The organism is Photorhabdus akhurstii (assembly GCF_019090985.1).
Taxonomy (GTDB): Bacteria; Pseudomonadota; Gammaproteobacteria; order Enterobacterales; family Enterobacteriaceae; genus Photorhabdus; species Photorhabdus akhurstii.
In genome coordinates, this window is sequence record NZ_CP020335.1 from 3,502,095 (window position 1) to 3,527,992 (window position 25,898).

The following is a 25,898-nucleotide window of genomic DNA, read 5'->3' on the forward strand; positions in this document are numbered from 1 at the left end:
ACAAATAGATGGATACACGTCGATAGCAAACATTTTTTCATGCTGGAAAACTGATACCTCAAATGCCAATATTTTTCTCTGTTAGTTTTTACCCGCGAAAATAAATCCGCATTATCTGAACGTCTGATATCCTTTATTTTTGGTCACTCTGTTCTATTCCGAGCGACCTGACAGTGAGTTTAACTATACGATAAATTCAGGTACCCCATTTAAGCGGGAAATTATAACAGGAAATAGTAAAATTCACTGGATATATGAACAGCACCATCTGAGATGAAGCAAGAAAAAAAGCCGTTACCTTCTGAAAAGATAACGGCTTCTTATTTGATTTGGTGCCGGCTACCGGAATCGAACTGGTGACCTACTGATTACAAGTCAGTTGCTCTACCAACTGAGCTAAGCCGGCGTATTTCAGGGGGGCCCCTGAAAGCGAGCGCAGTATATTACAACCCAATGCAAACAATCAAGCATAAATAATAGATTATTTAAAAATATTACCAAAACACCTATCATTAGTGACATATTCAACGGCATGCCATGATTCGCACACCTACTAACACAAGGCTACTGCCACAAATCCTCAGAATTGTTTTAACTCCTTATTATGATGCAATCGACGATCTAGCTATTTTCAACATCAAAAAAACAGCTCATTTACTGACAAATCAGAAATAACAACAAAATGTTTTATGACCATTACTGCCTATCAGAAAATAACCACCGGTCATAAAACAACCTTATCGTTCGGTAGCAGTGGAAGATTAAGACATTTAAGAGGCAAGCAATAACAGCTTTCTTATCATTGTCAAAATCACAATTTTTCCACTTTCCTTTAAATTATTACCACTGGGAAATAGTTGACTGCTATAAATGCAATATGATATTTAAATTAGACGCAAATCAAAAAAACTAAATCAGGCATGCGCTAATATTAAGTGTAAATTAAATTATTTCCATAGGTTATTATAACTCAAAATCATTAATTATGAGGTAAGTCATGTTGGGCAAAAATAACTTGATTGCACATCAAGTCCTATTTACCTTCAAGAATGGAATAAGCTGGGATAGTGAAAAAGCCATATTAGCAGAGAAGGTGACTCTAAATCATATAAATGAGATAAGTGAAATAAAAGGATGGTTTTGTGGCCGCAGTACGGTAGACAGAAAGCAATCAGTTGACTTTAGTTTAATTGGTTACTTTGAAAGTTACGAAGACCTGAACATATATATGCATCATCCCGATCATATAAAAGGCGTAGTGCTATGGAAAGAAATAAGTACATGGACAGTTTCTGATATTATTATCGATGTAAATAAGTTGATGAATTTCACTCAGTTAATAGGAAAGTCGTATGGAGTTTGACGAAAACCTACATAAAAGTGTCGTCGTTATCGCTGATAGTCTGCCACTTGGATTAGCCATGAATGCACTGAGCGTCATTAGCGTTTCAATTGGTAGAAACATTAACGGCATTGTAGGGCATGATGTCTTTAGTAAAGATAGCATCTGTTATCCCGGTGTCATTAAAACGCCTTTGCCTATTTTGAAAGCAAGCCATGATGTACTGGATGCTATTCATAATGAATTAAAATCTAACGATAATTTTAAATTAAGCCCTTTTTCCTGTTTAGCGCAATCATGCAGAACCTATGAGGAATACGAAGGAAAATTATCTGCTGAGCATTCGGATGAATTGAAGTTATCCGGAATTGGCATAGTTGGACCAAAGAAAGATATCAATAAACTCACTGGCAACTTACCACTTTATAAATAACCAGGTAGCATATATGTATTCCATTTTTAGAACCGATCTTCATGAGTTAGGGCTGAAGTACCTTACCGAATTAAAAAGATATCTATCTGGCGAGATAGATATCCCCATATTGGAAAAAATACAATATGAAAAGTTGAAAGAAATCATAAACTATACGAAGAAGGGTTCAACTTTCTATCAAGATCGCCTAAACGCAATAAACCCAAATGATGATGATAATTTATCCTCATTTGTTGAAAAACTGCCCTTCACCACAAAATTAGACTTAAGTAAGGCAGGAAATACAATATCTTCAGATAGCTTGAGTCATGCCTGGATATATTATGAAACCACAGGGACAACTGGGCCATCAACGCCTTGTCCTCGCAATGAAATAGATTCTTTAGTCAATAATAGCTTCCTGACTCTGCAATATGAGTCTATTTTTAATCAGGAAGGCAAACAACACATTATTGGCGTGATGGGTCCAACGGAATTGCACTCCACTGGAGATACCTTTGAAGATGTATTTCGCAGTTTAGGGCATACCGTTATTAAAATGTGGCCTCGTTCGCCTGTTGTTGGCATGCATAGAGTACTCAGGTTGATACAAGACCTCAAAATAACCGCTTTAGTTTGCACACCTGCGGTCGCCGCTGAGTTGCTAAAATATTGCCGGGACAACGCATGTGATGCAAAAGAATTAGGTATCGAAATCATTTTAGTCCTTGGCGAACTTATTACGCCAAATAGATTAATGAATTTATCTCGGAACTGGGGCGCTAAAATTTACAACTGTATGTATGCCTCACAAGAAACGTCAATTCTGGCGGCTTGTAACGATACCAATAAGCTTATTACTATTCCGTACAATAATTATTACGAACTCATTTGCCCTTTTACTCAGCAGAAACTCAATGTTGGTGATAATCACGTTGCTGGTGAGTTAGTGATTACCCATTTATATAAAGGGAATAAGCCGCTGATTCGATACAAAACAGGGGATATGGTTCGGTGTAAAGCAATAGGCTTAAATCAATGGGAAATAGAACCCATCGGCAGAGTAAAAGATGTATTAGTATTAAACAATGCTAATGTATATGCTTTTGATATTGAAAATGCCATCTTTGAAGAGCTCGAATATTGTTTTGAATATTTTATTGAAATCAACAATACAGCCGGTACCGATGAGCTTAAGATCACTTTAGAGCCGTGTGACGAATTACATGATGCGTCACTCATTAGTAAGATAAAGCAAAAAATGGAATCCAAATTCAATATGAATGTCGACATCCATGTAGGAGATGTCGGTGGACTTATTGGAACCGCGGCAATGGTAAGCTGGAAAGCAGCACGAATCCATGATCTGAGAGATGATACCAACAATATTGAACGAAATTCAGCTTTAGAAATCATGAAAAAGAGGGCAACTAAATGACAAACAATATCGTTAGCCCGGTTAATAAAGATTGGATCGTATTTCTAGACGGGGAATATCTTAATTTTAGCAATGCGACCTTTCTTGCCAATACACAAGCTTTAAATTATGGCACCGGTATATTTGAGGGAATCCGGGCTTATTGGGATCAAGATAATAACCAACTTAATTTATTTAGAGTGCATGAGCATTATGAACGGTTAATACAATCAGCTAAAACATTAAAAATTGAATTGCCCTATACCAGTCAGGAGTTAACTGACATTACTAAAAATATCATCATTAAAAACGGTTTCAAACAAGATATTTATATCAGGCCATTAGCACTTAAAAAGTCGTTAATGCCGGGTGAAAAATTTGGCGTTAAGCTAAGCGGTGTCAATTCAACCCTCTGTATTAACGCTTTACCTATGGGCGCTTACACTAAAAAAACAGATTTTAAATGCCTTATTTCAAAATGGCGACGTGTATCAAATGCGGCAATTCCATCATCTGCCAAAATTACCGGCACTTATGTTAATTCCGCACTTGCTCATGAAGATGCCAAAGAGAATGGATTTGATGACGCTATCATGCTGAATGAACAAGGCATGTGTGCAGAAGCAAGTACATCAAATGTTTTTATTGTTAAGGATAATTGTGTTATTACACCATCGCTTAGCGCCGGCATACTCAATGGAATAACCAGACAATCTGTTTTCGATATTTGTAAATTCCACAATATTCCCTGTATTGAGTCAGAAATTCAGCAAAAGGATCTCTATGAAGCAGATGCCTGCTTTTTAACAGGTACTGGCCTTGAAATATCAATTGTTTCGCAAATAGACGATGTGTCATATATACAAAAAGAAGATTCTATAGCCAATGTTATTACCAAAGATTATCAAGAAATAATTAGAGGCAGAATAGATAAATTCTCACATTGGTTAAATCCAGTTTATTAGTGTAATTCCAGGAGAGACATCATGGAATGTGTTTTTTTTAGTTTCTACAAAGATACATTTGATGTTCTAGATATTGCTACCTTAGGCCCGTCAGGCACAAGTAGCGAACAATCCGCTATTCGTTTTGGTGAATTTGCTATTAAAAATAAAGTCGCCAAAAGTTACCAAGTTGTTTTATGTAATACTTACGAAGAAGCAAGCAATCAAATTATTTTAAATAATTGTCAGGCATTGGTGGTAGCCAATGCTTATTACAATATCAGTGAGTTTTATATGGATAACAGGTTTAACTTGTCATCCGCATTTTTAAATTACACACCTAATTATGGTATCGCTATTCGTGATGAACTAACTACAGATAATATCGTCATTGCAACCCATCCGGCACCAAAGGCTTTAATTCCAGAATTGTTGCCTGATAATCTAAGAATTGCGGATATCATTTTTAAAGACTCAACCAGTTCAGCGGCAAAAGCAGTCGCTAATTCAGAGGTAGATGCCGCACTCACGACAGAAGTGGCGGCAAAATTACACAATTTAAAATTTATTTCTCACATTCGACCAATTCAAATGCTTTGGTCAGTATTTACAGCCGCATAAAAGCTAACGCTGCTTTAAAATAGGCAAATATATAGATCTAATATACAGAGGTTACTATGTCTTTACTTACGCTACACACTATTGCTACCACACCTGAAAAAAGTAAAAAATTACTTCAAAGCTCTATTAATGACTTCGGCTGGGTACCGAACCAAAGTGGTTATATGTCAGAATCTCCCTCATTATTAGCCGCTTACCAACGAGCACACGACCTATTTATTGATAGTTCATTGAATGAAGAGGAAAAAGCTGTAGTGTGGATTACAACCGGCATAGAAAATGGTTGTAATTATACAATTCAAGCCCACGCTTTTATTGCAATTCATAATGGTGTAGACAAAAAAACGGTTAAGGCATTGATTGAAAAAACCGACGATCTCTCCCCACGATTATTGGCACTGCGTGAATTTACCACAGAGGTTATTTACTGCCGGGGACAATTGAAAAGAGATGCTATTGATCTATTTTTAAGCCGTGGTTTCAGCAAACAGAGTATGTTGGACGTTGTGTTAGGCGTTTCTCAAAAGAATATGTCGACAATTCTCAATAGTATTGCCGGAACTGAAATTGATGATAAATTCAAGCTGGACGACCTTTAACTGATATTGAAAGGCATCAATATGCTTTATGTCGATAAAGAAACCGTTGCACGTTATTTGACGATGGAACTTAGTCTTAAGCTAAGTGAAATAGCATTTAAATTGCAATCGGAGAGAAAAGTAGAACAACCTTTACGTAATATCGTTAAAGGCGAAGACGGCTTAATGGGCACCATGCCGATTTATATTAAGGAAGGGCCATACAAAGGGTTTGGGCTAAAATCGGTGGTAGTGAGGTTTCAAAGCAACAGCGATAAACCTTCACACATCGGTAGTGTGTTAGTTTACGACGAACCGGGAGTTTCAGGGATTGCAGCGGTAGATGCCGGCGCTATCACAGAAATTCGCACCGCCGCCGCCTCTGCCTATGCAACCCATCTTCTTGCCGCAAAAGATGCTAGCCGGTTGGCGATACTTGGCACTGGCTTACAAGCAAAAGCACATTTGCAAGCCATGTTATATGTACGCCCGATTAAAGAAGTCACTTTATGGGGTCGTAATGCAGAAAGATGCCGTGAGTTTGTCACCTGGTGTGATAAAACGCTCAATCTTCCCATTTCGATCAAAGCCTCACCTGCTGAGGCGGTACTCAATAGTGACATCATTTGCACAACCACAGCATCGCGTGACCCTATACTCAGTAGAAAAGAGTTACCGGTTAAATGTCATGTCAATGCCATTGGCGCTTCGGCCCTGGAATTTCAGGAACTTAGCGAAGATATGTATAGCCATACAACCCTATTTACTGATTCCAATGAATCAGTACTTGCCGCCTCTCAATCGGTTATTAAAGCAAGAGAGAAAGGTATTCTTAGCGGATCAGACATTGGAATAGAAATTGGCGCCATTTCTCAATCTCATTCCAATTTGTGCGATCAGGGTGTGACTATCTTTCAATCCGTTGGTTTGGCCGTTCAAGATATGGTATTTTCTCGGGAAGTCATTCGACAACTAATAAAAATGTCTTAACTATTTTGGATAAAAATATGCCAAACTTAAGACGTTCAGCATTAGAAAAATGTCGTTATTGTCTATATTAAAGAATCCATTTGTCACTTGCATTCGCAAGTGACATTTTTATGTTCTGTTACTTCAAAGTGTTATTTTGAGAGGAAAGATATGCTAGAAGTGTCACAAATAGTAACCTATACAGCGGCACTGACTGTTGCTGCGGCGATACCCGGCCCAGGAATGGCAGCATTGGTTGCCAGAAGTGTGAGTAGTGGCGCGTTAGCGGGATTTTGTGTGTTGTTTGGCCTGATTATTGGCGATCTAACTTATTTATCTTTTGCTGTTTTTGGCTTGTCTATTATCGCGCACAGTTTTGACACCTTATTTGCTGTGGTGAGATGGGGCGCCGCCTTATATTTGGGTTATCTGGCGTGGCAGTTCTGGTTTGCCGATCATCAATCCATTGGTGAAGACCAACCCATTAAGAAAAAGGAGTTGGCTGCGGCATGGTTATCTGGTCTCACTCTAACGCTAAGTAACCCTAAAACGATTGCCTTCTATCTCGCACTATTACCTTTGGTCATTAACATGGAATCTATCTCGTTGCAAAACTGGGGGTTCATGTTAGTACCACTGACGGTTCTTGTCTTATTCAGCGTAGGAGCGGTATTTATTCTCGGCGCTCTCAGTATTCGACATTTGTTATCAAGCCAACGGGCACAACGGATTTTATTTAAAGGTGCGGCTGTCATCATGTTCGTAACCGCTGTAACTATGCTGTTCAAAGCCGATTAAAAAAGTTTAATCTCTTACTATTTCCACGGTTTTATTGAATAAGAATCCGTCCTGGAAAACCATTCTTACCAATAAATCGTGGACACACAATAAACTACAGACATAGCTCGTCCCCAGAAACCACAGCACATATTTATTATTGGAAATGCAGTTAAAAGTTGTATAATTGTTTTGTTATCAATGACATTTACAGCGCCAACGAGCAAGCGCTCTGCTTTTTTTCACCGGATAGGTAAAAGCTTTCGATGTAGGTATAAAATGCTACCCAAGGAGATTCTGTATCCCGATCTAGAAAAACAAATTCGGGAAATCTATAAAACCCATACCATTCCGACTTATACTCCCGGCGACTGGAATTTAAAACGTTGGCAAAGGAAAGAGTGGCCGTCTGCTCTAAACTTCAATTTTGGCGATGGGCGATATAATTCCCCAGATAATTCTTTCCGAGTATGTTATATGGCCGACCGAGCAGTTACAGCCCTGGCAGAAAGCTATGGAAGGCTATGGCATAAGGAAGGGTTACGATTTATTGATGAATCTGAGATCCGTACTGCGAGAATATGCAACATTCGTTCATTAAGGAAATTAATTTTTATCGATATTGCTAAACTTATTGGGATGTTACATATCCCGTTAAGTGTTATGGTTGATGAAGATTACTCAGTGACAAAAAGAGCTATGGCTTGCCTCTATGAACTCTTAAATAACGAAATGGATGGTATTTGCTATATATCTCGCCACTGGCCTACAGACTTCTGTTATGCAGTGTGGGAAAAGCGGGAAGATCGGTTTGTAGACGCAGGGATGCAAAGCCTGGTTAATTACAGGGATTCAGAATATATGCCGAGTACATGGAATGAACCCGACATATCAGCAGATGAATTATTGGAAGAAGTGCTTAACTTCAAAATTATCCGACTTGAATGATATAAAGTTGCCCCCTCGAAACAGGGGTTCTTTTTTATTTTAGCTTGCGATCTGATGACCCACTTGTGACGCGGCCCTCAGCATCAAAGCCAGTTCGTTTTCTGAAGCATTGTTTTTCATCATAATGTCAAGAGGTGTTCTATTGCAGGACAATGGTGTTGTTAAAAAAGACATTTTAGATACTGGGTTAATGTCCACGCCCATCGCTTTCATAACATCTTCAAAATAAGGCAAGACTCCGCCGGTAATGAACTGGAATGTAGGGAAAATGTAATCACTGTTTTTTCTAAAAGCAAGCAACTTTCCACTTTTCACTCTTATGTTAACAGCCTGACGACTTATGCAGAGTATCTCTGCAACGTCTCCAGCTTTGATAGTTCCGCCCATTTTATCAAGTTCCTGATAGAACAGAGCTAGGTTTTCAGCACGGCGTTTAAGCTTACGAAGTTCACGCGCTGGAGTTCGGACTTTGTGTTCAAGTTGAGTCGTATATAATAGTTCAAGTAGTTCGCTATCACTTAGCACAAGAGCATTTGCGGCCTGCGCTTTCTCTTTAAACTCAGGCATCAATGACGTGAGCAATTTGTCAAATCGCCGTTGCAAAAGGGATTGGTACTCATTAAGGGTATCAGCATTTTTGCTGTGGTTTGTCAGTATCGCGTTCATAGCCCCTCCTTACTTGCTTGACGATTATTGTATTCTCACATTATGGAATCGTCAAATTGATGCTTGGAGGCAGATGGGTAAAGGAAAGGCTGTGACTACTCCCCGCCGTAAAAACGGCGAGGCTTCCCACTTCTCAGGCCGCCACCGTCTTTATGACGGATTTACGCTGGCCTCCGTGGGCAGAGACGACGAGTCCCGCCGCCTGTAATTCTGTTATGCCCTTGCGCTCGATGTTGAGCGCCGCATTGATATCGCGGTCATGTTCGACTCGACAGAAAGGGCATTGCCAGAGCCGCTTACGCAGCGGCATTTCCAGCATTTTGTAACCGCAGCAATGGCAGGTTTTCGAACTGGCGAACCACTGATCCAGTTTGACCAGATGGACGCCTGCCGCTGCGGCTTTGTATTCCAGTTTCTTGATGAAGCCATGCCAGCCCGCATCCCCGATAGCGCGGGCAAGGTGGTGATTCTTCATCATGTTGGCCGATTTCAGCGTCTCCACAATGATCGCTTGGTTTTCGTCAACCATTGAACGAGACAGTTTGTGTTGAAAATCGGCGCGGGCATTCGCTACCCGCTCATGTACGGCGGCAAGCCTCTGTCGTGCTTTACGACGGTTGGCGCTGCCTTTTTGTTTCCGGGAGAGGGCCTTCTGTTTACGCCTCAGATTACGGCCGGCATTGATAAGATGACGGGGATTGGCCATCTTATCTCCGCTGGATTTGACAGCGTAGTGAGACAATCCCATATCCAAACCTGTCATCTGGGTTATCAAAGCGGGCTTCGCGGGCGCGGCCATGCCGTCATCACAGAGTATCGAGGCGTAGTATTTACCGGTGGCTGAACGGCTCAGCGTAATGCTTTTCACCTCTCCGGTCATTTCACGGTGCAGACGGGCTTCTATCGGCGATAATTTGGGTATTTTTATTGCTCCGTCCAACACCTTCACCCCGACACAATGATAGCTGGACTGCCTGCCATGCTTGCGTTTGAACGCCGGGAAGCGTGCTTTCAGCTTCGGATTAAAAAAGTGGGAAAACGCCATATCGAGGTTAATCACCGCCTGCTGCAAGGCGATGGCGTCATACGCTTTGAGCCAGGCATACCGGCGGGATTTTTTCGCCATTGACAGTAAGGGCTTGAGGTCTTTACGCGGGCTGAGGTTCACCCCGTGGCGTTGATAAGCGTGCTTCTTGATGTGGAGCGCCTTGTTGTACGCGAAACGGACCGCACCGAACTGAGCATTGAGATAATCAGCCTGTTCGGGTGTCGGGTAAATGCGGACTTTGGTGGCTCTTAACATCATCAGCGCTCATCGGGATAGTTTATGTATTTTAACCGCTTTTTTGGGCCGTGTCCCCCCCCCGGGCTGCCAGTGAACGTGATGGTTAATAACCTGAAAGCCCTGCGGGCTTTTCGCCTTATATCACCGCCCGCATTGGGCGAGGGTTTACGGCGGATTTTGCTAAAAGGTCAAGAAGTAAAAGGCTCTAATCTTCATAGTTTAATTTGCTGAGTTGTTCTCCCCTCGCCCAGTGGCAAGGCTTCTATAATTGCTATGCGCTGTACCCTATCAGTCATATTAGCATTATGACCCCAGCCATAATAAACATACCCGCAACATTGAATATACCCGTGCGTAATGAACCTCTGCGCAAACTAAAAAACCCTACGCACTTTATGTGCGTAGGGTCACTATTTGGCGGAAGGATAGAGATTCGAACTCTAGGATGGTTTCCCATCGGCGGTTTTCAAGACCGCTGCCTTCGACCGCTCGGCCATCCTTCCATGACGCGGGATTATGCTCCTAACATAATAATATGTCTAGCCTCTATCGTAAAAATTCTGTGATTTTTTTACTGTTCGCTCAATCCTCAATCTACAATATCCTTTCCAGCCCTAATCCTGCTAAAATTAGCCTAAATAGATCGAATCATGAGATTCACCAATTTAACAAGCTCGCTAAACAGCCAAGCAATTATTAAGGCTTCTACTCAACGAATGTATAACAAACAGTTTTCTATTAATTCATCAACCATAAACCGTTACTACGGTCTGTTCATTATTCTGCTTTTTATTTCCCTGTTTTTATACAGTTATAACTACTTCAATGCCTGGCTAATGGGGAAAAAGTATGCGCTAAATAGTGTTGCAACCAAAGTAGTATTACAGATAGAAGATTATCGTTACCACGCTAACTCTATCTTTAAACAAGCCAATAGCTCATCTTTTAAACCGCAAGAACTCGTCACACCAATGAAGCTACGGCCTGATGTTTACTGGCTTGAGAATCGTTATCAAACCATCGACACGATTATTTTTGGTCATCACAGCGCTACAAGTGTAGAGTTGGCACTACGCCTCTCCAATTATATGGAAATTTTGTGGGGCACTCGCAATGAATATAACTCCATGTACTATCTGAATGGTAAAGATAATAGTCTGTTTCTGATAACAACTCACTCTATTCTTAAACCGGAATTGAGATTTAAAGAAAGTTATCTAACACTGACTGCCGAATCAAAACGTTCAGAAATGCTGATGCAATCCACCGCGTTAGATGAACGGGAAAATATTTCATCCATCCGTAAGTTAAATGGCTCAAATATCTATTTTTATACTTACCGAGCAACATTCAATTCACCGGGTCAATTGGCGACAGTTATCGCTTTCGATTTACCTATTTGCCATCTTCTTCCTATTGATATGGCAGCGGCAAATTTCAGTTTATTGTCGGATGACGAACAACCCCCTCATGAAATCAATAAAGTTAATATCTCACAAAATGGTTTCTGGCTCGAATTTTCTCAATCACTCAAAGGTACACAATACAAACTGTTGTATCGGATATCACTCAAAGATTTGCTCATCGATTTGTTATACAGAAACATCTGGTTGTTACTGGCTGATTCAGTATTTATTATCCTCTCTCTAGGTGGGCTTATCTACATTCGTAGAAAATATATCGCGCCAAACGCTCTTATGAACCACGAATTACAAGTCAAGGACGCGTTAAGTCACGATATTATCTCTAATATCCCGATTGGCCTATTGATTTATGATTTCTCAGTAAATCAAATAATTATGTGCAATAACATTGCCGATCATCTGTTGCCGAATGTCGATTTAAATAAAATTAAAATGATGGCAAAGCAACATCATGGTGTCATCCAAACGTCAATTGACGATTCAGTCTATGAAATTAAAATGTCCAGCATTCGCCTGTTGCCGGAAACTTATCTGTTTTTACTGCAAGATAAAGATCAGGAAGCATTAATTAGCAGGCGTCTACAACTTGCTCATCTGGAACACGATAAGAGTGTACAAGCTCGGCGTTTTATGCTGACTAACATTCGTTCTGAATTAAAACAACCAATAAAGGAATTAGATCATATCGCTTACCAACTGAAACAAATTCTCACAGAAGAAAATAGTATTCGTATCGTTGATAATTTATTATCTAAATCTGAACATATATCAGACTGGATCGAGAATATTTCATTACTCAATGAATTAGAATCAGGTGAATGGCAAGCAAAAAATGAATCGTTTTCATTATCAGTCATTTTAGAAGATATTATTAAGAAAGTGTTTTCTAAGATGAATAATAAAGGATTGAGTTATTATTATCATTGTAATATTAATCCTGAATCACTATTTATTGGCGATAGCACCGCCATCAGTAAGATCGTCCTGATGTTAGTCAATTATGCAATCACGCTCACATCTTATGGCAAAATATCTCTCGTCGTTAATTATTCTCAGGAATACAAAGAACAAATTCAAATCGAAATTATAGATACAGGGGCTGGACTTAATTCAACAGATTTAACCAATTTGAATTATCCATTTTTAAGCAAAGCGACAGGTGATAAATATCAATCCAATTCAGGATTAACCTTTTATCTATGTAACCAATTATGTAGAAAATTAAATGGTCATTTTACTATAAACAGCAAACCCAACTTAGGTACGCACTATGCTATCAGCCTGCCTTTAATCATCGGCCAAGGCCAATGCCCACCGCTACTGGAAGACATTACTGCCTTGCTGGATATCAGCAATACGGAAGTCCGTAAGATTGTGCAAAATCATCTGCATCATTATGGCGCGGTTTACTTCGATAAAAAGCAAGAAAATATGAATCGAGAATACGATATCATGTTGACAGATAAACACTACGATTCGGCAAAATCGACTATATTACTGGTTGATAATCTGGCTGGCTTTGAGCAGATAAAACCTGACTATATTAGGTGTAACTACAATCTGGGTGAAGCGGTTATCAATGCCATTTCGTTATTAATTGAGAGAAGTTTCAGTTTTAACGAGTTTAATGCAAATGCTGAAATGTCAGCATTTAACGATGAAAGCAGTGATTACGATTTTGGCAATGTCATAAATAGTTATCAAAAACAGCTCATTGATAGCGATTACCGACAATTATTTGTCGAGACAGTACCGATAGATATTAATAAGCTGTATACTGACATAGAACAATATAATCTGATATCGCTTTCGCAAACAGCACATCGCCTGAAAGGCGTCTTTGCTATGTTAGACCTAGAACTCCTCAAACTTTCTTGCGAAACACTGGAACAACACATAACAGACAGTAACGAAATAGAGATTAAGAATAGCATTAGCCGTATTGAGTCCTTAACCAATAGGCTATTGCAGCAGGGTAACTAATAGATGAATAACCTTAACGTCATTATTGCTGATGATCATCCAATTGTCCTGTTTGGCATCCGCAAATCACTTGAGCGGCTTGAATGGATCAATGTCGTCGCTGAGTCGGAAGACTCGACCACATTGATCAACAATCTGTCCTGTATTAAAGCAAACGTATTGATCACTGATCTGTCTATGCCTGGCGACATATACGGCGATGGAATCAATTTGATTAAATACATCAAACGCCATTATCCCAGACTATCAATCATTGTTTTAACCATGAACAATAATCCAGCAATCTTAAGTGCTGTACTCGAACTTGATATTGAAGGCATTGTCTTAAAACAAGGAGCACCAACAGATTTACCTGATGTATTGACGGCCCTGAAAGAAGGGGAAAGATTTATGCCAGAAAGCGTTTCTGAACTGTTGAAAAAAGTGACGAAAGCCCCCTATGGAGATAAACCGTTATCACAAAAAGAGAGTGAAGTTATACGTCTATTTGCCCAAGGCTTTTTGGTAACAGATATTGCCAAAAAACTGAAACGCAGTGTCAAGACTATCAGCAGTCAGAAAAAATCAGCTATGGTAAAACTGGGGGTAAATAACGATATTGCATTACTCAATTACCTTGCTTCTGTCACTATCGATACAAACGATAATGTTCAGTAGATACCGTTCGTTATTTTAATTTTAATATGAAAGTCGTCCCGATGCCCGGCAACTACTTGTTTATGCCGGGCATTGTCTTAATTCATCGTTTTAAGAATCATCGGTTCAAATCATCTCCGCCAGTACCTGCCTGAGAGTCACCAGGGAAACAGGTTTAGACAAACAATCATTCATTCCTGCATCAATACAGCGCTGTTTTTCTTCTGCCAGTGCATTTGCCGTAATACCAATAATCGGCAGCTTACACCCTTCATTTCGTAAGTACATTGTTAACGCATAACCATCCATATTGGGCATATTGACATCCGTCAGAATGATATCAATCCCCCCTTCTTTCAAATATTCCAACGCATCTAATCCATCATTTGCCATCACTGTTTGAAAACCAATGGATTTCAATTGATCGGCCAATAAACGGCGGTTGATAGGATGATCATCCACTACCAGAACCATAATAGTATTAAACCGGGTATTTACCTGAAAAACAGGTGGTGCGGTATTTAATACCACATTATGATTCGATGAAATCAGCCGCTCAATCATTACCGGAAAATCATGTAAATGGTAAGTGTTGTGTAACCAATAGTTTTCTCTGATTTGTTCCGGTGAGCCAATATAGTCGGTTGATAACTCAATATAACCATATACCGGGGAAGTCACAGCATCAGGGAAATCGCTGATAATAATTTCACTACCATCAGTGCTTTGCCCGCTATACAAAATAGTGTGTAAGCCATGATGAACCAGAAAACGCTGTAAAAATTCCTCCAGATAAAGATTACGTATAGCCAAGATGATTTTTCGCTGATGCTCATTGATTAGCTGAGTGTTTGGCCTATATTTCGCACCATATAAAGGTAAACGAATAGAAAACATACTCCCTATCTGTGGTTGTGAAATGACTTCGATATCACCATCCATCAGATTGATAAGTTTTTCACAAATCGCCAGACCAAGCCCCGTTCCCTGAGATGAGCTCTCCGTATTTGGCATGATCTGGAAAAATGGATCAAACAACTGAACCAGCGCTTTATCAGAAATGCCGACGCCCGTATCCTTTATTCTGACGTATAAATAATCTCTATCAACCGTCACATGGATAACCACACATCCGGTATCAGTGAATTTAATCGCATTATTTAACAAATTAGATATAACTTGTTGTAATCGAACCGGATCATTGCAGATATAATCCGGTACATCCGGTTCAATATAGCAATACAAGGTCAACGGTTTTTTCACCACTAACGGCAGGTAGTTAGAAATAACATGAGAGACAACTTCCTGACAGGAAAATTCTCTAGACTCAATTTTAAGCTGTTTAGATTCAATTTTTGAGAAGTCGAGAATATCACTGATAATTTTTAGCAACAACGCTGAAGAATTATTCATCGTTGATAACAAACGAATAGATTCAATAGGCAACGAATGCGCCTGTAATAATTCCAGGTTGCCAATAATACCGTAAAGCGGCGTTCTCAACTCGTGACTGACGGTAGCTAAAAACATAGATTTAGAATAGTTAGCCTGTTCCGATGCCAGCGCCATCTCCTGTAATGATTTTTCCATCCGTACACGGACGCTAATATCAACTAAAACACAAATCGCCACCTCTTCATTCCTGTAGCGGGAATGAACAAAACTGATTTGTAGATGATGATGATTACTGGTTACGACATCAACATAACTGCTGGTTCTGTCACAAATAATATGAATAATACGTTCCCGATCTTCATGCGTTAACATTCTTAAATAATTATGAGCTAACTCATTACTTAGAATATTACTCCCATCACTGACCCGCAATATACTGATCCCAACCGGCGCTGAAGCGACAATTTTATGATTAAATTGTTCATGCTCCTCTAGCCGAATTGCATTCTCCTCAGCCGGAGCAAACATTTTCCGTTCAAACAGATACACCAGAACAATGATAACAAAGGCAGATAACACATTAAGCACAATACTGCTAATAATCTGTAGCTTAAAACCTTCAAAAATAGTTTTCAGCGGCAGCGCGTAAATGATACTGAATGAAGATGGCATTAACCGGCGCTTTAACAGTAAATCGGTGAAATTATCATCATAGCCAAAATAAGGCGCTTCCAACTGATAATCGGCATAATGAAGTTTATAGTCATCATTTGCTGGATAGTGCAACACAGGTTGATTACTGCGATTCAATAACGTTATTGAAATTGGGCGGTCTTGTCTTTGAATAAAAGAGTCCAATCTGATGAATTGTTCAATGCCTATCATTGCAACCATCTGACCATTGACATATACCGGCGCCAATACATAGAGATGACCGCTATCAGATCTTGCGCCAGGAATAACCCAATAAACATTTCGTTCTTTACCTTGATCTTTCAAGCTGATAAGTCTGCGTGAGTTTTCATAAACTATTTTTTTCAGTGTATCAGGTTCAGTCGAGGTATTACGGATAGAAAAATTCACCATACACATACTTTGCGTACCCACCAGAAAAACCTGATTCAACCCCTGAGGGGCCGCAAGATTATCTTTCCAATAGAAGATGAGGTTATTCAACGAATTTAAATAGCTATGAGTGTTGTCGCGAAAAGTACGACAATCAGCGCCTTGGTTCAGAGGATGATAAGAAAACGTCGGGCTATTATGTGGAAAATCAAAAATAGCATTTTTTCCATTAGAATTCAGTAAATGCTTCTCTGTCATATATTGGATATCCCGCAGAACACTTGCTGTATGACGCACATAAGAGAGCGTGGAATCATAATTAGCATTGTATTCTTGCCGAATATCCGACTTGATTTCATTAAAGATATTAACCAGGTAAAAAGCTGTTAATAAAGCGCCTAACGCCCACAGCATTAGGCCAAGCACCCGGAAAAGATAACGGGATATTTTTAGCGATGTACGAAAAGAAGAAAGATATCTCAAAAGGTTACCTAATAAAAACCGGCATTATTCAATGTCATTAATGACAAGATATACCAGAGCTTAAAGATTAAAAAGGCCCATTGATTGCATATTTCGATATTAATAAAAATCCCTTTAAAAAAACAGGCACCGAAGTACCTGTTTCTTATATTAAGTAAAAAAATATCTTCACTTAAACCGGATCAACTGACTCGCCGATGTTAGCATCAGGTAAATCGGTGTTATCACTTTTCGATTCTTCCCCTTCTGCCGCCAATCCCTCTTCATCATCTTCCGGCTCAGCGACCCGCTGTAAGCCGACAACTTTCTCATCTTCCGCGGTACGAATAAGCGTTACACCTTGAGTATTGCGGCCAACAACGCTGACTTCCGATACCCTTGTACGCACTAACGTGCCGGCATCAGTAATCATCATTATCTGATCGGTCGGTTCAACCTGAATTGCCCCGATCACATTGCCATTACGTTCGCTGACTTTAATCGAGATAACCCCCTGCGTTGCACGGGATTTAATTGGATACTCGTTTTCAGCAGTACGTTTACCATAACCGTTTTCAGTGACAGTCAGAATTTCTCCTTCTCCACGCGGGATAATCAGAGAAACAACTTTATCTTCACCATTTAGTTTGATACCACGTACACCGGTCGCTGTACGCCCCATTGAACGAACCGCTTCCTCTTCAAAACGAACAACCTTCCCTTCCGCGGAGAACAACATAACTTCGTTACTACCGTCAGTCAGGTCAACGCCTATCAGCTCATCACCGTCATTGAGATTAACGGCGAGAATACCGGCACTACGCGGACGGCTGAAATCTTGCAACGCGGTTTTCTTCACGGTCCCACTGGCCGTAGCCATGAAGACATACAACCCTTCTTCATATTCACGTACCGGCAGAATCGCCGTAATTCTCTCATTTTGCTCTAACGGCAACAGGTTAACAATCGGACGACCACGCGCACCACGGCTAGCCTCCGGTAATTGATAAACCTTCATCCAGTACAGGCGGCCACGGCTGGAGAAGCAGAGGATCGTATCGTGAGTATTGGCAACCAACAACTTGTCAATAAAATCTTCTTCTTTAATACGCGCTGCGGATTTACCTTTACCACCACGGCGCTGCGCTTCATAGTCAGATAACGGCTGATATTTGACATACCCTTGATGTGACAGCGTGACAACCACATCTTCCTGATTAATCAAATCTTCAATATTAATATCAGCCGTATTTTCCGTGATTTCAGTACGGCGGGCATCGCTGTATTGCGACTTAATCGCCAACAACTCTTCACGGATCACTTCCATTAAGCGCTCAGGATTTTCCAGAATAAATAGCAACTCGCCGATTAATGTCAGCAATTCACGATATTCATCCAGCAGTTTTTCATGCTCCAAGCCGGTCAGTTTCTGCAAACGCAGATCCAGAATGGCTTGAGCCTGTTGTTCAGTCAGATAATATTTACCGTCATGCACACCGTATTGTGGTTCCAACCATTCAGGGCGAGCGGCGTCATCACCGGCTCGTTCCAGCATAGTAGCAACACTGCCTAATTCCCACGGTTTAGCAACCAATGCGGCTTTTGCCTCGGCGGGTGTCGGAGCAAGACGGATAAGTTCGATAATCGGATCGATATTCGCCAGTGCGACAGCTAATGCCTCAAGAATATGGGCGCGCTCACGGGCTTTGCGTAATTCAAAGATGGTACGACGAGTGACCACTTCACGGCGGTGGCATACGAAAGCCGAAATAATATCTTTTAGATTCAGCAGCTTCGGCTGCCCCTGATGCAGGGCCACCATGTTGATGCCAAAGAGACTTGAAGCTGAGTCAGGGAATAGAGGTTATTCAGAACCACTTCCCCCACCGCATCCCGCTTCACTTCAATCACGATCCGCATGCCGTCTTTATCGGATTCGTCACGCAGCGCACTGATCCCTTCAATGCGTTTCTCTTTCACCAATTCGGCAATTTTTTCAATCAGGCGGGCTTTGTTGACTTGATAAGGAATTTCGTGCACTAAAATCGTTTCACGGCCATTCTTCTCATCAACTTCAATTTCCGCACGGGCACGGATATAAATTTTACCGCGGCCAGTCCGATAAGCCTCCTGAATACCGCGACGACCATTAATAATCGCAGCAGTAGGGAAATCCGGGCCAGGAATATACTGCATCAGCCCTTCAATGCTGATATTTTCATCTTCAATATAAGCCAGACAACCATCAATAATTTCGGATAAGTTATGAGGAGGAATGTTAGTCGCCATACCCACTGCGATACCAGAAGAGCCATTGATCAGCAGGTTTGGTACTCGGGTTGGCATCACTTCCGGGATCTGCTCTGTACCATCATAGTTTGGCACAAAATCGACAGTCTCTTTCTCCAGATCCGCTAGCAACTCATGGGCAACTTTCGCCATACGTACTTCGGTGTAACGCATAGCGGCGGCTGAGTCTCCATCGACTGAACCAAAGTTACCCTGACCATCAACCAACATATAGCGCAGGGAAAACGGCTGAGCCATACGAACGATCGTGTCGTAGACTGCGCTATCCCCATGTGGATGGTATTTACCGATGACGTCCCCGACAACACGGGCAGACTTCTTGTAGGGTTTATTCCAATCATTTCCCAGTACACTCATGGCATAAAGCACGCGGCGGTGTACCGGCTTTAGTCCGTCTCGAACATCTGGTAGTGCACGCCCGACAATTACAGACATCGCATAATCCAGATATGAGCTTTTCAGCTCTTCTTCGATATTGACCGGGGTGATTTCTCTGGCAATGTCGCTCATGGAGCCCACTATCCCTCATACATTCCGAATTCAAAGGTTTAGAACTATACCACAAACCAACAGTTTTATAAAAATCAGATACGGGTATTTAAAAATTAAGCCGTGTATACTATCTCAGAACTGAGTAAACCCTGCTCAGAACAGAGTGAATCCGCCTGTTTTAAGAAAGTTTAAGGAGCGACAACCGCTGATGAACATCAAAACCCCGTCCACCCCAAACAATGTTGATCAACAGGAAATAGAGAAATTTGAAGCAATTGCTTCTCGCTGGTGGGATTTGGATGGTGAATTTCAGCCGCTGCACCGAATTAACCCGCTACGCTTGAATTATATTTTGCAGCGTTCTGACGGTATTTTCGGTAAAAAAGTCTTAGATGTGGGCTGTGGCGGCGGTATTTTGTCAGAAAGTATGGCCCGTGAAGGGGCAGAAGTGACCGGGCTGGATATGGGTACGGAACCACTTGAAGTTGCCAGACTGCACGCCCTTGAAACAGGTATCCCCGTGACTTATGTACAGGAAACTGTGGAAAGCCACGCCGAAAAATATCCACAAGCTTATGATATCGTCACCTGTATGGAAATGCTAGAACATGTCCCAGATCCACAATCGGTCGTCCGTGCTTGCGCTCAGTTAGTGAAACCCGGCGGGCACGCCTTTTTTTCTACCGTTAACCGCAACAAAAAAGCCTGGCTTATAGGGATAATCGGCGCGGAATATATTCTGAAAATGGTGCCAAAAGGAACTCATGACGTGAAGAAATTTATCCGGCCATCAGAGTTGATAGGCTGGATTGACAGCACACCTCTACAAGAACAGCATATTATCGGCCTGCATTACAACCTGCTGACGGATAAATTTAGCCTTGGTCACAATGTAGACGTCAATTATATGTTACACACCCGGTATGTCTGACATATTCATCTGGCAGATTAATAAATCGGCAAATGAATCATATTTTCAGGAATTTTTTTACTCATTTTTGCCGGTGTTTCTGTCAGAGCAACCGCTAGTAATGATGCAGGCTTCCGGCTTTTTAATAAATTTAGTCCTCAAGTTATCCACAAGAATCCGTATTTTTGTGCACTTGATAAAAGCCGCTTTTAACATTATCTTGTTGTCATTATTTAGTGTACCCCCTACATATTGTGTTCCTTAACATTCCATTACCACTACTCTCTCGTGGGTTTCTTCGCCACTGAGAGGGTTATGTTTTGGTCTGAGCAAAGACACAAAGCAGGTGGGAACGAATCTGAAAGTAAATGTAAGGTATGCCTGTCCATGAACCATAGTCTGCTAGTAACAAAGCGTGATGGCCACAAAGAACGAATTGACCTTGAGAAAATCCACCGGGTTGTTAACTGGGCAGCCGATGGGCTGAAAAATGTCTCGGTATCACAAGTAGAACTGCGGTCCCAAATCCAATTTTACGATGGTATCAAAACCTCAGATATTCATGAGACGATGATCAAAGCTGCCGCTGATCTTATCTCCGGCGATGCGCCTGACTATCAGTATCTGGCCGCCCGCTTGGCAATTTTCAATCTGCGTAAAAAAGCTTATGGTCAATTCGAGCCGCCAGCACTCTATGATCATGTATCCCGTATGGTGGAAATGGGCAAATATGGCAAGCATTTGCTTGCAGACTACTCGAAAGAAGAATTCGAGCAAATGGACGCGTTTATTGACCATTGGCGTGATATGAACTTCTCCTATGCGGCGGTCAAACAGCTTGAAGGTAAATACCTGGTTCAGAATCGCGTTACCGGTGAAATTTATGAAAGCGCCCAATTCCTCTATATTCTGGTGGCGGCTTGCCTGTTCTCCGGTTATCCGAAAGAGACGCGTCTGGACTATATTCGCCGTTTTTACGACGCGGCTTCGACATTTAAAATTTCTCTGCCAACTCCGATCATGGCAGGTGTACGCACCCCTACCCGTCAATTCAGCTCCTGCGTGCTGATTGAATGTGACGATAGCTTGGATTCCATTAATGCGACCTCTAGCGCCATTGTGAAATATGTTTCTCAACGCGCCGGTATTGGTATCAACGCAGGCCGTATTCGCGCCTTGGGAAGCCCAATCCGTAATGGTGAAGCCTTTCATACTGGCTGTATTCCTTTTTATAAGCATTTCCAGACCGCGGTAAAATCCTGCTCTCAAGGCGGTGTTCGTGGCGGTGCCGCTACACTGTTCTATCCATTGTGGCATCTGGAAGTTGAAAGCCTGCTGGTATTGAAAAACAACCGTGGCGTTGAAGGGAACCGTGTTCGTCACATGGACTATGGCGTACAACTTAACAAACTGATGTACGAACGACTGATCAAAGGTGAAGAGATCACCCTGTTCAGCCCATCCGACGTTCCGGGGCTATATGATGCATTCTTTGCCGATCAGGATGAATTTGAACGCTTGTACACCAAATATGAGCAAGACAGCAATATCCGTCAGCAACGTCTGAAAGCGGTTGAGCTCTTCTCCCTGATGATGCAGGAACGTGCTTCTACCGGCCGTATCTATATTCAGAACGTAGATCACTGCAACACTCACAGCCCATTTGATCCTTTGGTCGCCCCAGTGCGCCAATCAAATCTGTGTCTGGAAATTGCACTGCCAACCAAGCCATTGAATGATATCAATGATAAAAATGGTGAAATCGCGTTGTGTACCTTATCTGCATTCAACCTGGGAGCCATTGAAAATCTTGATGAGCTGGAAGAACTGGCTATTCTGGCGGTTCGTGCCCTTGATGCCCTGCTCGATTATCAGGACTACCCTATCCTTGCCGCCAAACAAGGGGCAATGGGTCGCCGTACATTAGGCATTGGTGTTATCAACTATGCTTACTATCTGGCGAAACACGGTGTACGTTATTCCGATGGCAGCGCGAACAATCTGACTCACAAAACATTTGAAGCGATCCAGTATTACCTGCTGAAAGCCTCTAATGAACTGGCGAAAGAGCAAGGCGCTTGCCCGTGGTTTAAAGAGACCACCTATTCTAAAGGTATCCTACCTATCGATACCTATAAAAAAGCGCTGGATGCATTGACCAATGAACCGCTGCACTATGACTGGGAAACATTGCGCAACGAGATCAAACAACATGGTCTGCGCAACTCGACATTATCTTCTTTGATGCCGTCAGAGACCTCTTCACAGATCTCTAACGCCACCAACGGCATTGAGCCGCCTCGTGGCTACATCAGCATTAAAGCATCAAAAGATGGCATTTTACGCCAGGTTGTCCCGGAATATGAGCGTCTGAAAGGGGCTTATGAACTCTTATGGCAAATGCCCGGCAATGACGGCTACTTGCAGTTGGTTGGTATCATGCAGAAATTTATCGATCAATCGATCTCTGCCAATACCAACTATGATCCGACACATTTCCCAAGTGGAAAAGTGCCGATGAATCAGCTGCTGAAAGATTTGCTGCTCGCTTACAAATATGGCGTGAAAACGCTGTATTACCACAATACCCGTGATGGTGCGGAAGACGTTCAGGATGACCTGGAAGAAGTCGTGGAATCTGCTGATTCCGATTGTGAAGGCGGCGCGTGTAAGATTTAATTTGAGGAAGTTATGGCCTATACCACTTTTTCACAAGTAAAAAACGACCAGTTACAAGAACCGATGTTTTTTGGTCAGCCGGTAAACGTAGCCCGTTATGACCAGCAAAAGTATCCGATTTTCGAGAAATTGATCGAAAAACAGCTCTCTTTCTTCTGGCGCCCGGAAGAAGTAGACGTGTCTCGCGACCGCATTGACTACAATGCGCTGCCTGACCATGAAAAGCATATTTTTATTAGTAACTTAAAATACCAAACGCTGCTGGACTCTATTCAGGGCCGCAGCCCGAACGTGGCTTTTCTGCCTTTGATCTCCATCCCTGAGTTGGAGACTTGGGTCGAAACTTGGTCTTTTTCTGAAACGATTCATTCACGTTCTTACACTCACATCATTCGGAATATCGTCAACGATCCGGCTGTTGTGTTTGATGATATTGTCACCAATGAAGAAATTCTGAAACGGGCGAAAGACATTTCCGCTTATTACGATGATCTGATTGAGATGACTAATCACTACCAGCTATTTGGTGAAGGAACGCATCAGATTGCCGGTAAAACCATCACTGTCAGCTTGCGTGAACTGAAAAAGCAACTGTACCTGTGCCTGATGAGCGTTAACGCGCTGGAAGCGATCCGCTTTTACGTCAGTTTTGCCTGTTCATTTGCCTTTGCTGAACGCGAATTGATGGAAGGTAACGCGAAAATCATCAAATTGATCGCCCGTGACGAAGCACTACATCTGACCGGCACACAACATATGCTGAATCTGTTGCGCTCTGGTCAGGACGATCCAGAAATGGCAGAAATCGCCAAAGAGTGTGAACAACAGTGCTATGACCTGTTTGTTCAGGCGGCGGAACAAGAAAAAGAGTGGGCAGATTACCTGTTCAGCGAAGGTTCCATGATTGGCTTGAACAAAGATATTCTGTGTCAATATGTTGAGTACATCACTAACATCCGCATGCAGGCTGTCGGGCTGAAACTGCCATTTGAAACGCGTTCTAACCCGATTCCGTGGATTAACGCCTGGCTGGTATCTGATAACGTTCAAGTCGCGCCGCAGGAAGTTGAAGTTAGCTCATATCTGGTTGGCCAGATTGATGCTGAAGTTAACCCTGACGACCTGAGTGATTTTGAACTCTGATGACAAGCTACAAAGTAACCCTGCATGGTATGCAGGGTTATCATATCTACAGCTCTCCCGAACTGCATAACAGTCTACTCGAAGCACTGGAACAGGGTAGAGTTCAAGCTGAATACCAGTGCCGCGAAGGTTATTGCGGCTCTTGTCGTGTCAGATTGATAAAAGGCAAAGTCGGCTATCGACGCAAACCTTTGGCTTTTGTTAATGAAGGCGAGATTTTACCCTGCTGCTGTCATCCACTCAGTGATATTGAGATTGAGCTTTAGTATTTATCTTAAAAACTAACGCTTAATAATGAATACGAATATCCACACCCTGATAGCATGGACAAAGAATCTCCGAATTTATAAGGGCTTTTAATTTATTAACAGCAGGTTATATAGTAATTTAGATGGAATGGAACTCCTCAGCCCTACGCTCAAGCTCTGTAAGAAATGACGTCTTTGCTAATTCGTGAGCCTTTGGGCTCATAATACTTATCACCTGAAAACTCTTACTATCCATCCAATGCTGCACATACACTAAATAATTATCCGAACATCGATCAATCTGTGGCTTATATTTTTCCCACGGTATTTCATCTGGCATCCTAATATGCAATTTATAGATATTTGAATCTAAGGTTCTGCTATTATATTCCCATTGACCATCCCGGCCAAATACAGAAGGTAATAACGCCGTCCTTTTCCAATGCTCTAACAACTTTGCATAAACTATTGCAACCTCATGAAATTCAACATCTTTATGAACAGTAACACTGACTCCCATTATAAAAATTCCGGCTCTGACAGACCAAGGTTTTTATGTTCTGCTAATATCATCAATTTAACTTCTCTAGAAGTAGGTAAATTATCAGGATGATATGTCTTTGTCGGAGGCAGGCTTTGTTCAATAGCCGAAAGAATATCACACGCAGTATATTCAGAGTTCGCTATTGCTCGACCGAACTTCACAATATTCACCCGAAATATTTCTCGCTGAGACGGATCTGGAAAATTCTTACTCAGATTATCAGATGACAGAACGATACGTATTGCCTCTTTTATCCTCATGCAATATTCAATGTTGTCATTGGCTAATTTTCTTATGCGTACTGAATTTGAAAACAATTCACCACTCCCCTTAGCAACACGATGAGCGATAGCTTCAGATAACGACTTTCGCGTGTACTCATTCAAACTTTGCAAGTAAGCAGTTGCCTCTGACAAAGGCAGAAAAACCTGTTCATCTTTCAGGTTAAATGTCAATGTAGATATCAAACCTGCCGATTTTTGTATTTCAACGACCGTCATCGGTAGAACGGTACTTTTAGCCGGAACAGGAGCCAGAGACGCCAATAACGCCGCTGTCATCGCTGGGAGAGCCATTGTTTTCACTTGTCTCTTCATATCCTCACCACCTTCAATGTTGATATGTATTGATTATAAATGTTGTGGATTT

General features: G+C 41.6%; 20 protein-coding genes, 2 tRNA genes and 1 pseudogene. 15 read left to right on the top strand and 8 right to left on the bottom strand.

Features of this window, described 5'->3' with window-relative positions; translation table 11 throughout:
* Positions 1 to 330: 330 nt before the first annotated feature.
* Positions 331 to 406: transfer RNA gene (locus B0X70_RS15360), tRNA-Thr, on the bottom strand.
* Positions 407 to 997: 591 nt separating this feature from the next.
* On the opposite strand from B0X70_RS15360, the gene B0X70_RS15365 reads away from it, so the two are divergent.
* The 9 genes from B0X70_RS15365 (at position 998) to B0X70_RS15405 (ending at position 8,008) form a co-directional block, all read left to right on the top strand.
* Positions 998 to 1,363 (top strand): Dabb family protein, encoded by a 366-nt coding sequence (locus B0X70_RS15365; RefSeq protein WP_040153963.1) that lies wholly within the window; start codon positions 998 to 1,000, stop codon positions 1,361 to 1,363.
* Positions 1,353 to 1,775 carry a PTH2-like family protein gene (locus B0X70_RS15370; RefSeq protein ID WP_036814954.1) on the top strand — a complete coding sequence of 141 codons (423 nt, stop codon included), beginning with the start codon at positions 1,353 to 1,355 and terminating at the stop codon, positions 1,773 to 1,775. The genes B0X70_RS15365 and B0X70_RS15370 overlap by 11 nt, the downstream gene beginning before the upstream one ends.
* Positions 1,776 to 1,788: 13 nt before the next feature.
* Complete coding sequence (locus tag B0X70_RS15375; RefSeq protein ID WP_217469749.1) at positions 1,789 to 3,192, top strand: phenylacetate--CoA ligase family protein; 1,404 nt, start codon at positions 1,789 to 1,791, stop codon at positions 3,190 to 3,192.
* Complete coding sequence (locus tag B0X70_RS15380) at positions 3,189 to 4,136, top strand: branched-chain amino acid transaminase (RefSeq protein WP_044467199.1); 948 nt, start codon at positions 3,189 to 3,191, stop codon at positions 4,134 to 4,136. Before B0X70_RS15375 ends, B0X70_RS15380 begins: the two co-directional genes overlap by 4 nt.
* Positions 4,137 to 4,157: 21 nt before the next feature.
* A complete protein-coding gene (locus B0X70_RS15385; protein WP_044467200.1) occupies positions 4,158 to 4,736 on the top strand; it encodes a prephenate decarboxylase in 579 nt (192 codons plus the stop codon).
* A 56-nt stretch (positions 4,737 to 4,792) separates the two neighbouring features.
* Positions 4,793 to 5,335 (top strand): carboxymuconolactone decarboxylase family protein, encoded by a 543-nt coding sequence (locus B0X70_RS15390; protein WP_036814960.1) that lies wholly within the window; start codon positions 4,793 to 4,795, stop codon positions 5,333 to 5,335.
* 21 nt (positions 5,336 to 5,356) lie between these two features.
* Positions 5,357 to 6,304 carry an ornithine cyclodeaminase family protein gene (locus tag B0X70_RS15395; protein WP_036814963.1) on the top strand — a complete coding sequence of 316 codons (948 nt, stop codon included), beginning with the start codon at positions 5,357 to 5,359 and terminating at the stop codon, positions 6,302 to 6,304.
* Between the two features lie 150 nt (positions 6,305 to 6,454).
* Positions 6,455 to 7,081, top strand: coding sequence for a LysE family translocator (locus B0X70_RS15400; RefSeq protein WP_105398069.1), 627 nt, complete (start codon positions 6,455 to 6,457; stop codon positions 7,079 to 7,081).
* Between the two features lie 258 nt (positions 7,082 to 7,339).
* Positions 7,340 to 8,008 carry an RES family NAD+ phosphorylase gene (locus B0X70_RS15405; protein ID WP_036814968.1) on the top strand — a complete coding sequence of 223 codons (669 nt, stop codon included), beginning with the start codon at positions 7,340 to 7,342 and terminating at the stop codon, positions 8,006 to 8,008.
* A gap of 39 nt (positions 8,009 to 8,047) precedes the next feature.
* On the opposite strand, the gene B0X70_RS15410 is transcribed toward B0X70_RS15405, so the two are convergent.
* From B0X70_RS15410 to B0X70_RS15420, 3 genes are all read right to left on the bottom strand, one after another.
* Positions 8,048 to 8,674: a hypothetical protein gene (locus B0X70_RS15410; RefSeq protein ID WP_052105947.1), complete on the bottom strand. Its 627-nt coding sequence runs from the start codon at positions 8,672 to 8,674 to the stop codon at positions 8,048 to 8,050.
* A gap of 133 nt (positions 8,675 to 8,807) precedes the next feature.
* Entirely contained in the window at positions 8,808 to 9,977 is a 1,170-nt protein-coding gene (locus B0X70_RS15415) for an RNA-guided endonuclease InsQ/TnpB family protein (protein WP_217471751.1), read from the bottom strand.
* A 397-nt stretch (positions 9,978 to 10,374) separates the two neighbouring features.
* Positions 10,375 to 10,462 (bottom strand) — tRNA-Ser (locus B0X70_RS15420).
* A gap of 147 nt (positions 10,463 to 10,609) precedes the next feature.
* Here B0X70_RS15420 and rcsD point away from each other — a divergent pair.
* Both rcsD and rcsB read left to right on the top strand, forming a co-directional pair.
* The gene (rcsD, locus tag B0X70_RS15425) at positions 10,610 to 13,366 is read left to right on the top strand and encodes a phosphotransferase RcsD (protein WP_246593312.1); all 2,757 of its coding nucleotides are present in this window, start codon (positions 10,610 to 10,612) and stop codon (positions 13,364 to 13,366) included.
* A 3-nt stretch (positions 13,367 to 13,369) separates the two neighbouring features.
* Positions 13,370 to 14,023, top strand: coding sequence for a response regulator transcription factor RcsB (gene rcsB / locus B0X70_RS15430; RefSeq protein WP_036814974.1), 654 nt, complete (start codon positions 13,370 to 13,372; stop codon positions 14,021 to 14,023).
* A 105-nt stretch (positions 14,024 to 14,128) separates the two neighbouring features.
* Here rcsB and rcsC read toward each other — a convergent pair whose 3' ends face one another.
* Together rcsC and gyrA are read right to left on the bottom strand one after the other, a co-directional pair.
* Complete coding sequence (rcsC, locus tag B0X70_RS15435) at positions 14,129 to 16,945, bottom strand: two-component system sensor histidine kinase RcsC (RefSeq protein WP_217469750.1); 2,817 nt, start codon at positions 16,943 to 16,945, stop codon at positions 14,129 to 14,131.
* Positions 16,946 to 17,117: 172 nt separating this feature from the next.
* Positions 17,118 to 19,744, bottom strand: a pseudogene (gyrA, locus tag B0X70_RS15440) (DNA topoisomerase (ATP-hydrolyzing) subunit A).
* Between the two features lie 190 nt (positions 19,745 to 19,934).
* Here gyrA and ubiG point away from each other — a divergent pair.
* From ubiG to yfaE, 4 genes are all read left to right on the top strand, one after another.
* The gene (ubiG, locus tag B0X70_RS15445; RefSeq protein WP_046396006.1) at positions 19,935 to 20,657 is read left to right on the top strand and encodes a bifunctional 2-polyprenyl-6-hydroxyphenol methylase/3-demethylubiquinol 3-O-methyltransferase UbiG; all 723 of its coding nucleotides are present in this window, start codon (positions 19,935 to 19,937) and stop codon (positions 20,655 to 20,657) included.
* Between the two features lie 366 nt (positions 20,658 to 21,023).
* Positions 21,024 to 23,315: a class 1a ribonucleoside-diphosphate reductase subunit alpha gene (gene nrdA / locus B0X70_RS15450; protein WP_065389827.1), complete on the top strand. Its 2,292-nt coding sequence runs from the start codon at positions 21,024 to 21,026 to the stop codon at positions 23,313 to 23,315.
* 12 nt (positions 23,316 to 23,327) lie between these two features.
* The gene (gene nrdB / locus B0X70_RS15455; protein ID WP_036781046.1) at positions 23,328 to 24,458 is read left to right on the top strand and encodes a class Ia ribonucleoside-diphosphate reductase subunit beta; all 1,131 of its coding nucleotides are present in this window, start codon (positions 23,328 to 23,330) and stop codon (positions 24,456 to 24,458) included.
* The gene (gene yfaE, locus B0X70_RS15460; protein WP_105398073.1) at positions 24,458 to 24,724 is read left to right on the top strand and encodes a class I ribonucleotide reductase maintenance protein YfaE; all 267 of its coding nucleotides are present in this window, start codon (positions 24,458 to 24,460) and stop codon (positions 24,722 to 24,724) included. Before nrdB ends, yfaE begins: the two co-directional genes overlap by 1 nt.
* Positions 24,725 to 24,845: 121 nt before the next feature.
* Here yfaE and B0X70_RS15465 read toward each other — a convergent pair whose 3' ends face one another.
* On the bottom strand, positions 24,846 to 25,226 hold the full coding sequence (locus tag B0X70_RS15465) for a type II toxin-antitoxin system YafO family toxin (RefSeq protein WP_217469751.1): 381 nt from the start codon (positions 25,224 to 25,226) through the stop codon (positions 24,846 to 24,848).
* Positions 25,226 to 25,846: an iron-sulfur cluster assembly scaffold protein SufA gene (locus B0X70_RS15470; RefSeq protein ID WP_110087292.1), complete on the bottom strand. Its 621-nt coding sequence runs from the start codon at positions 25,844 to 25,846 to the stop codon at positions 25,226 to 25,228. The genes B0X70_RS15465 and B0X70_RS15470 overlap by 1 nt, the downstream gene beginning before the upstream one ends.
* Positions 25,847 to 25,898 lie beyond the last annotated feature (52 nt).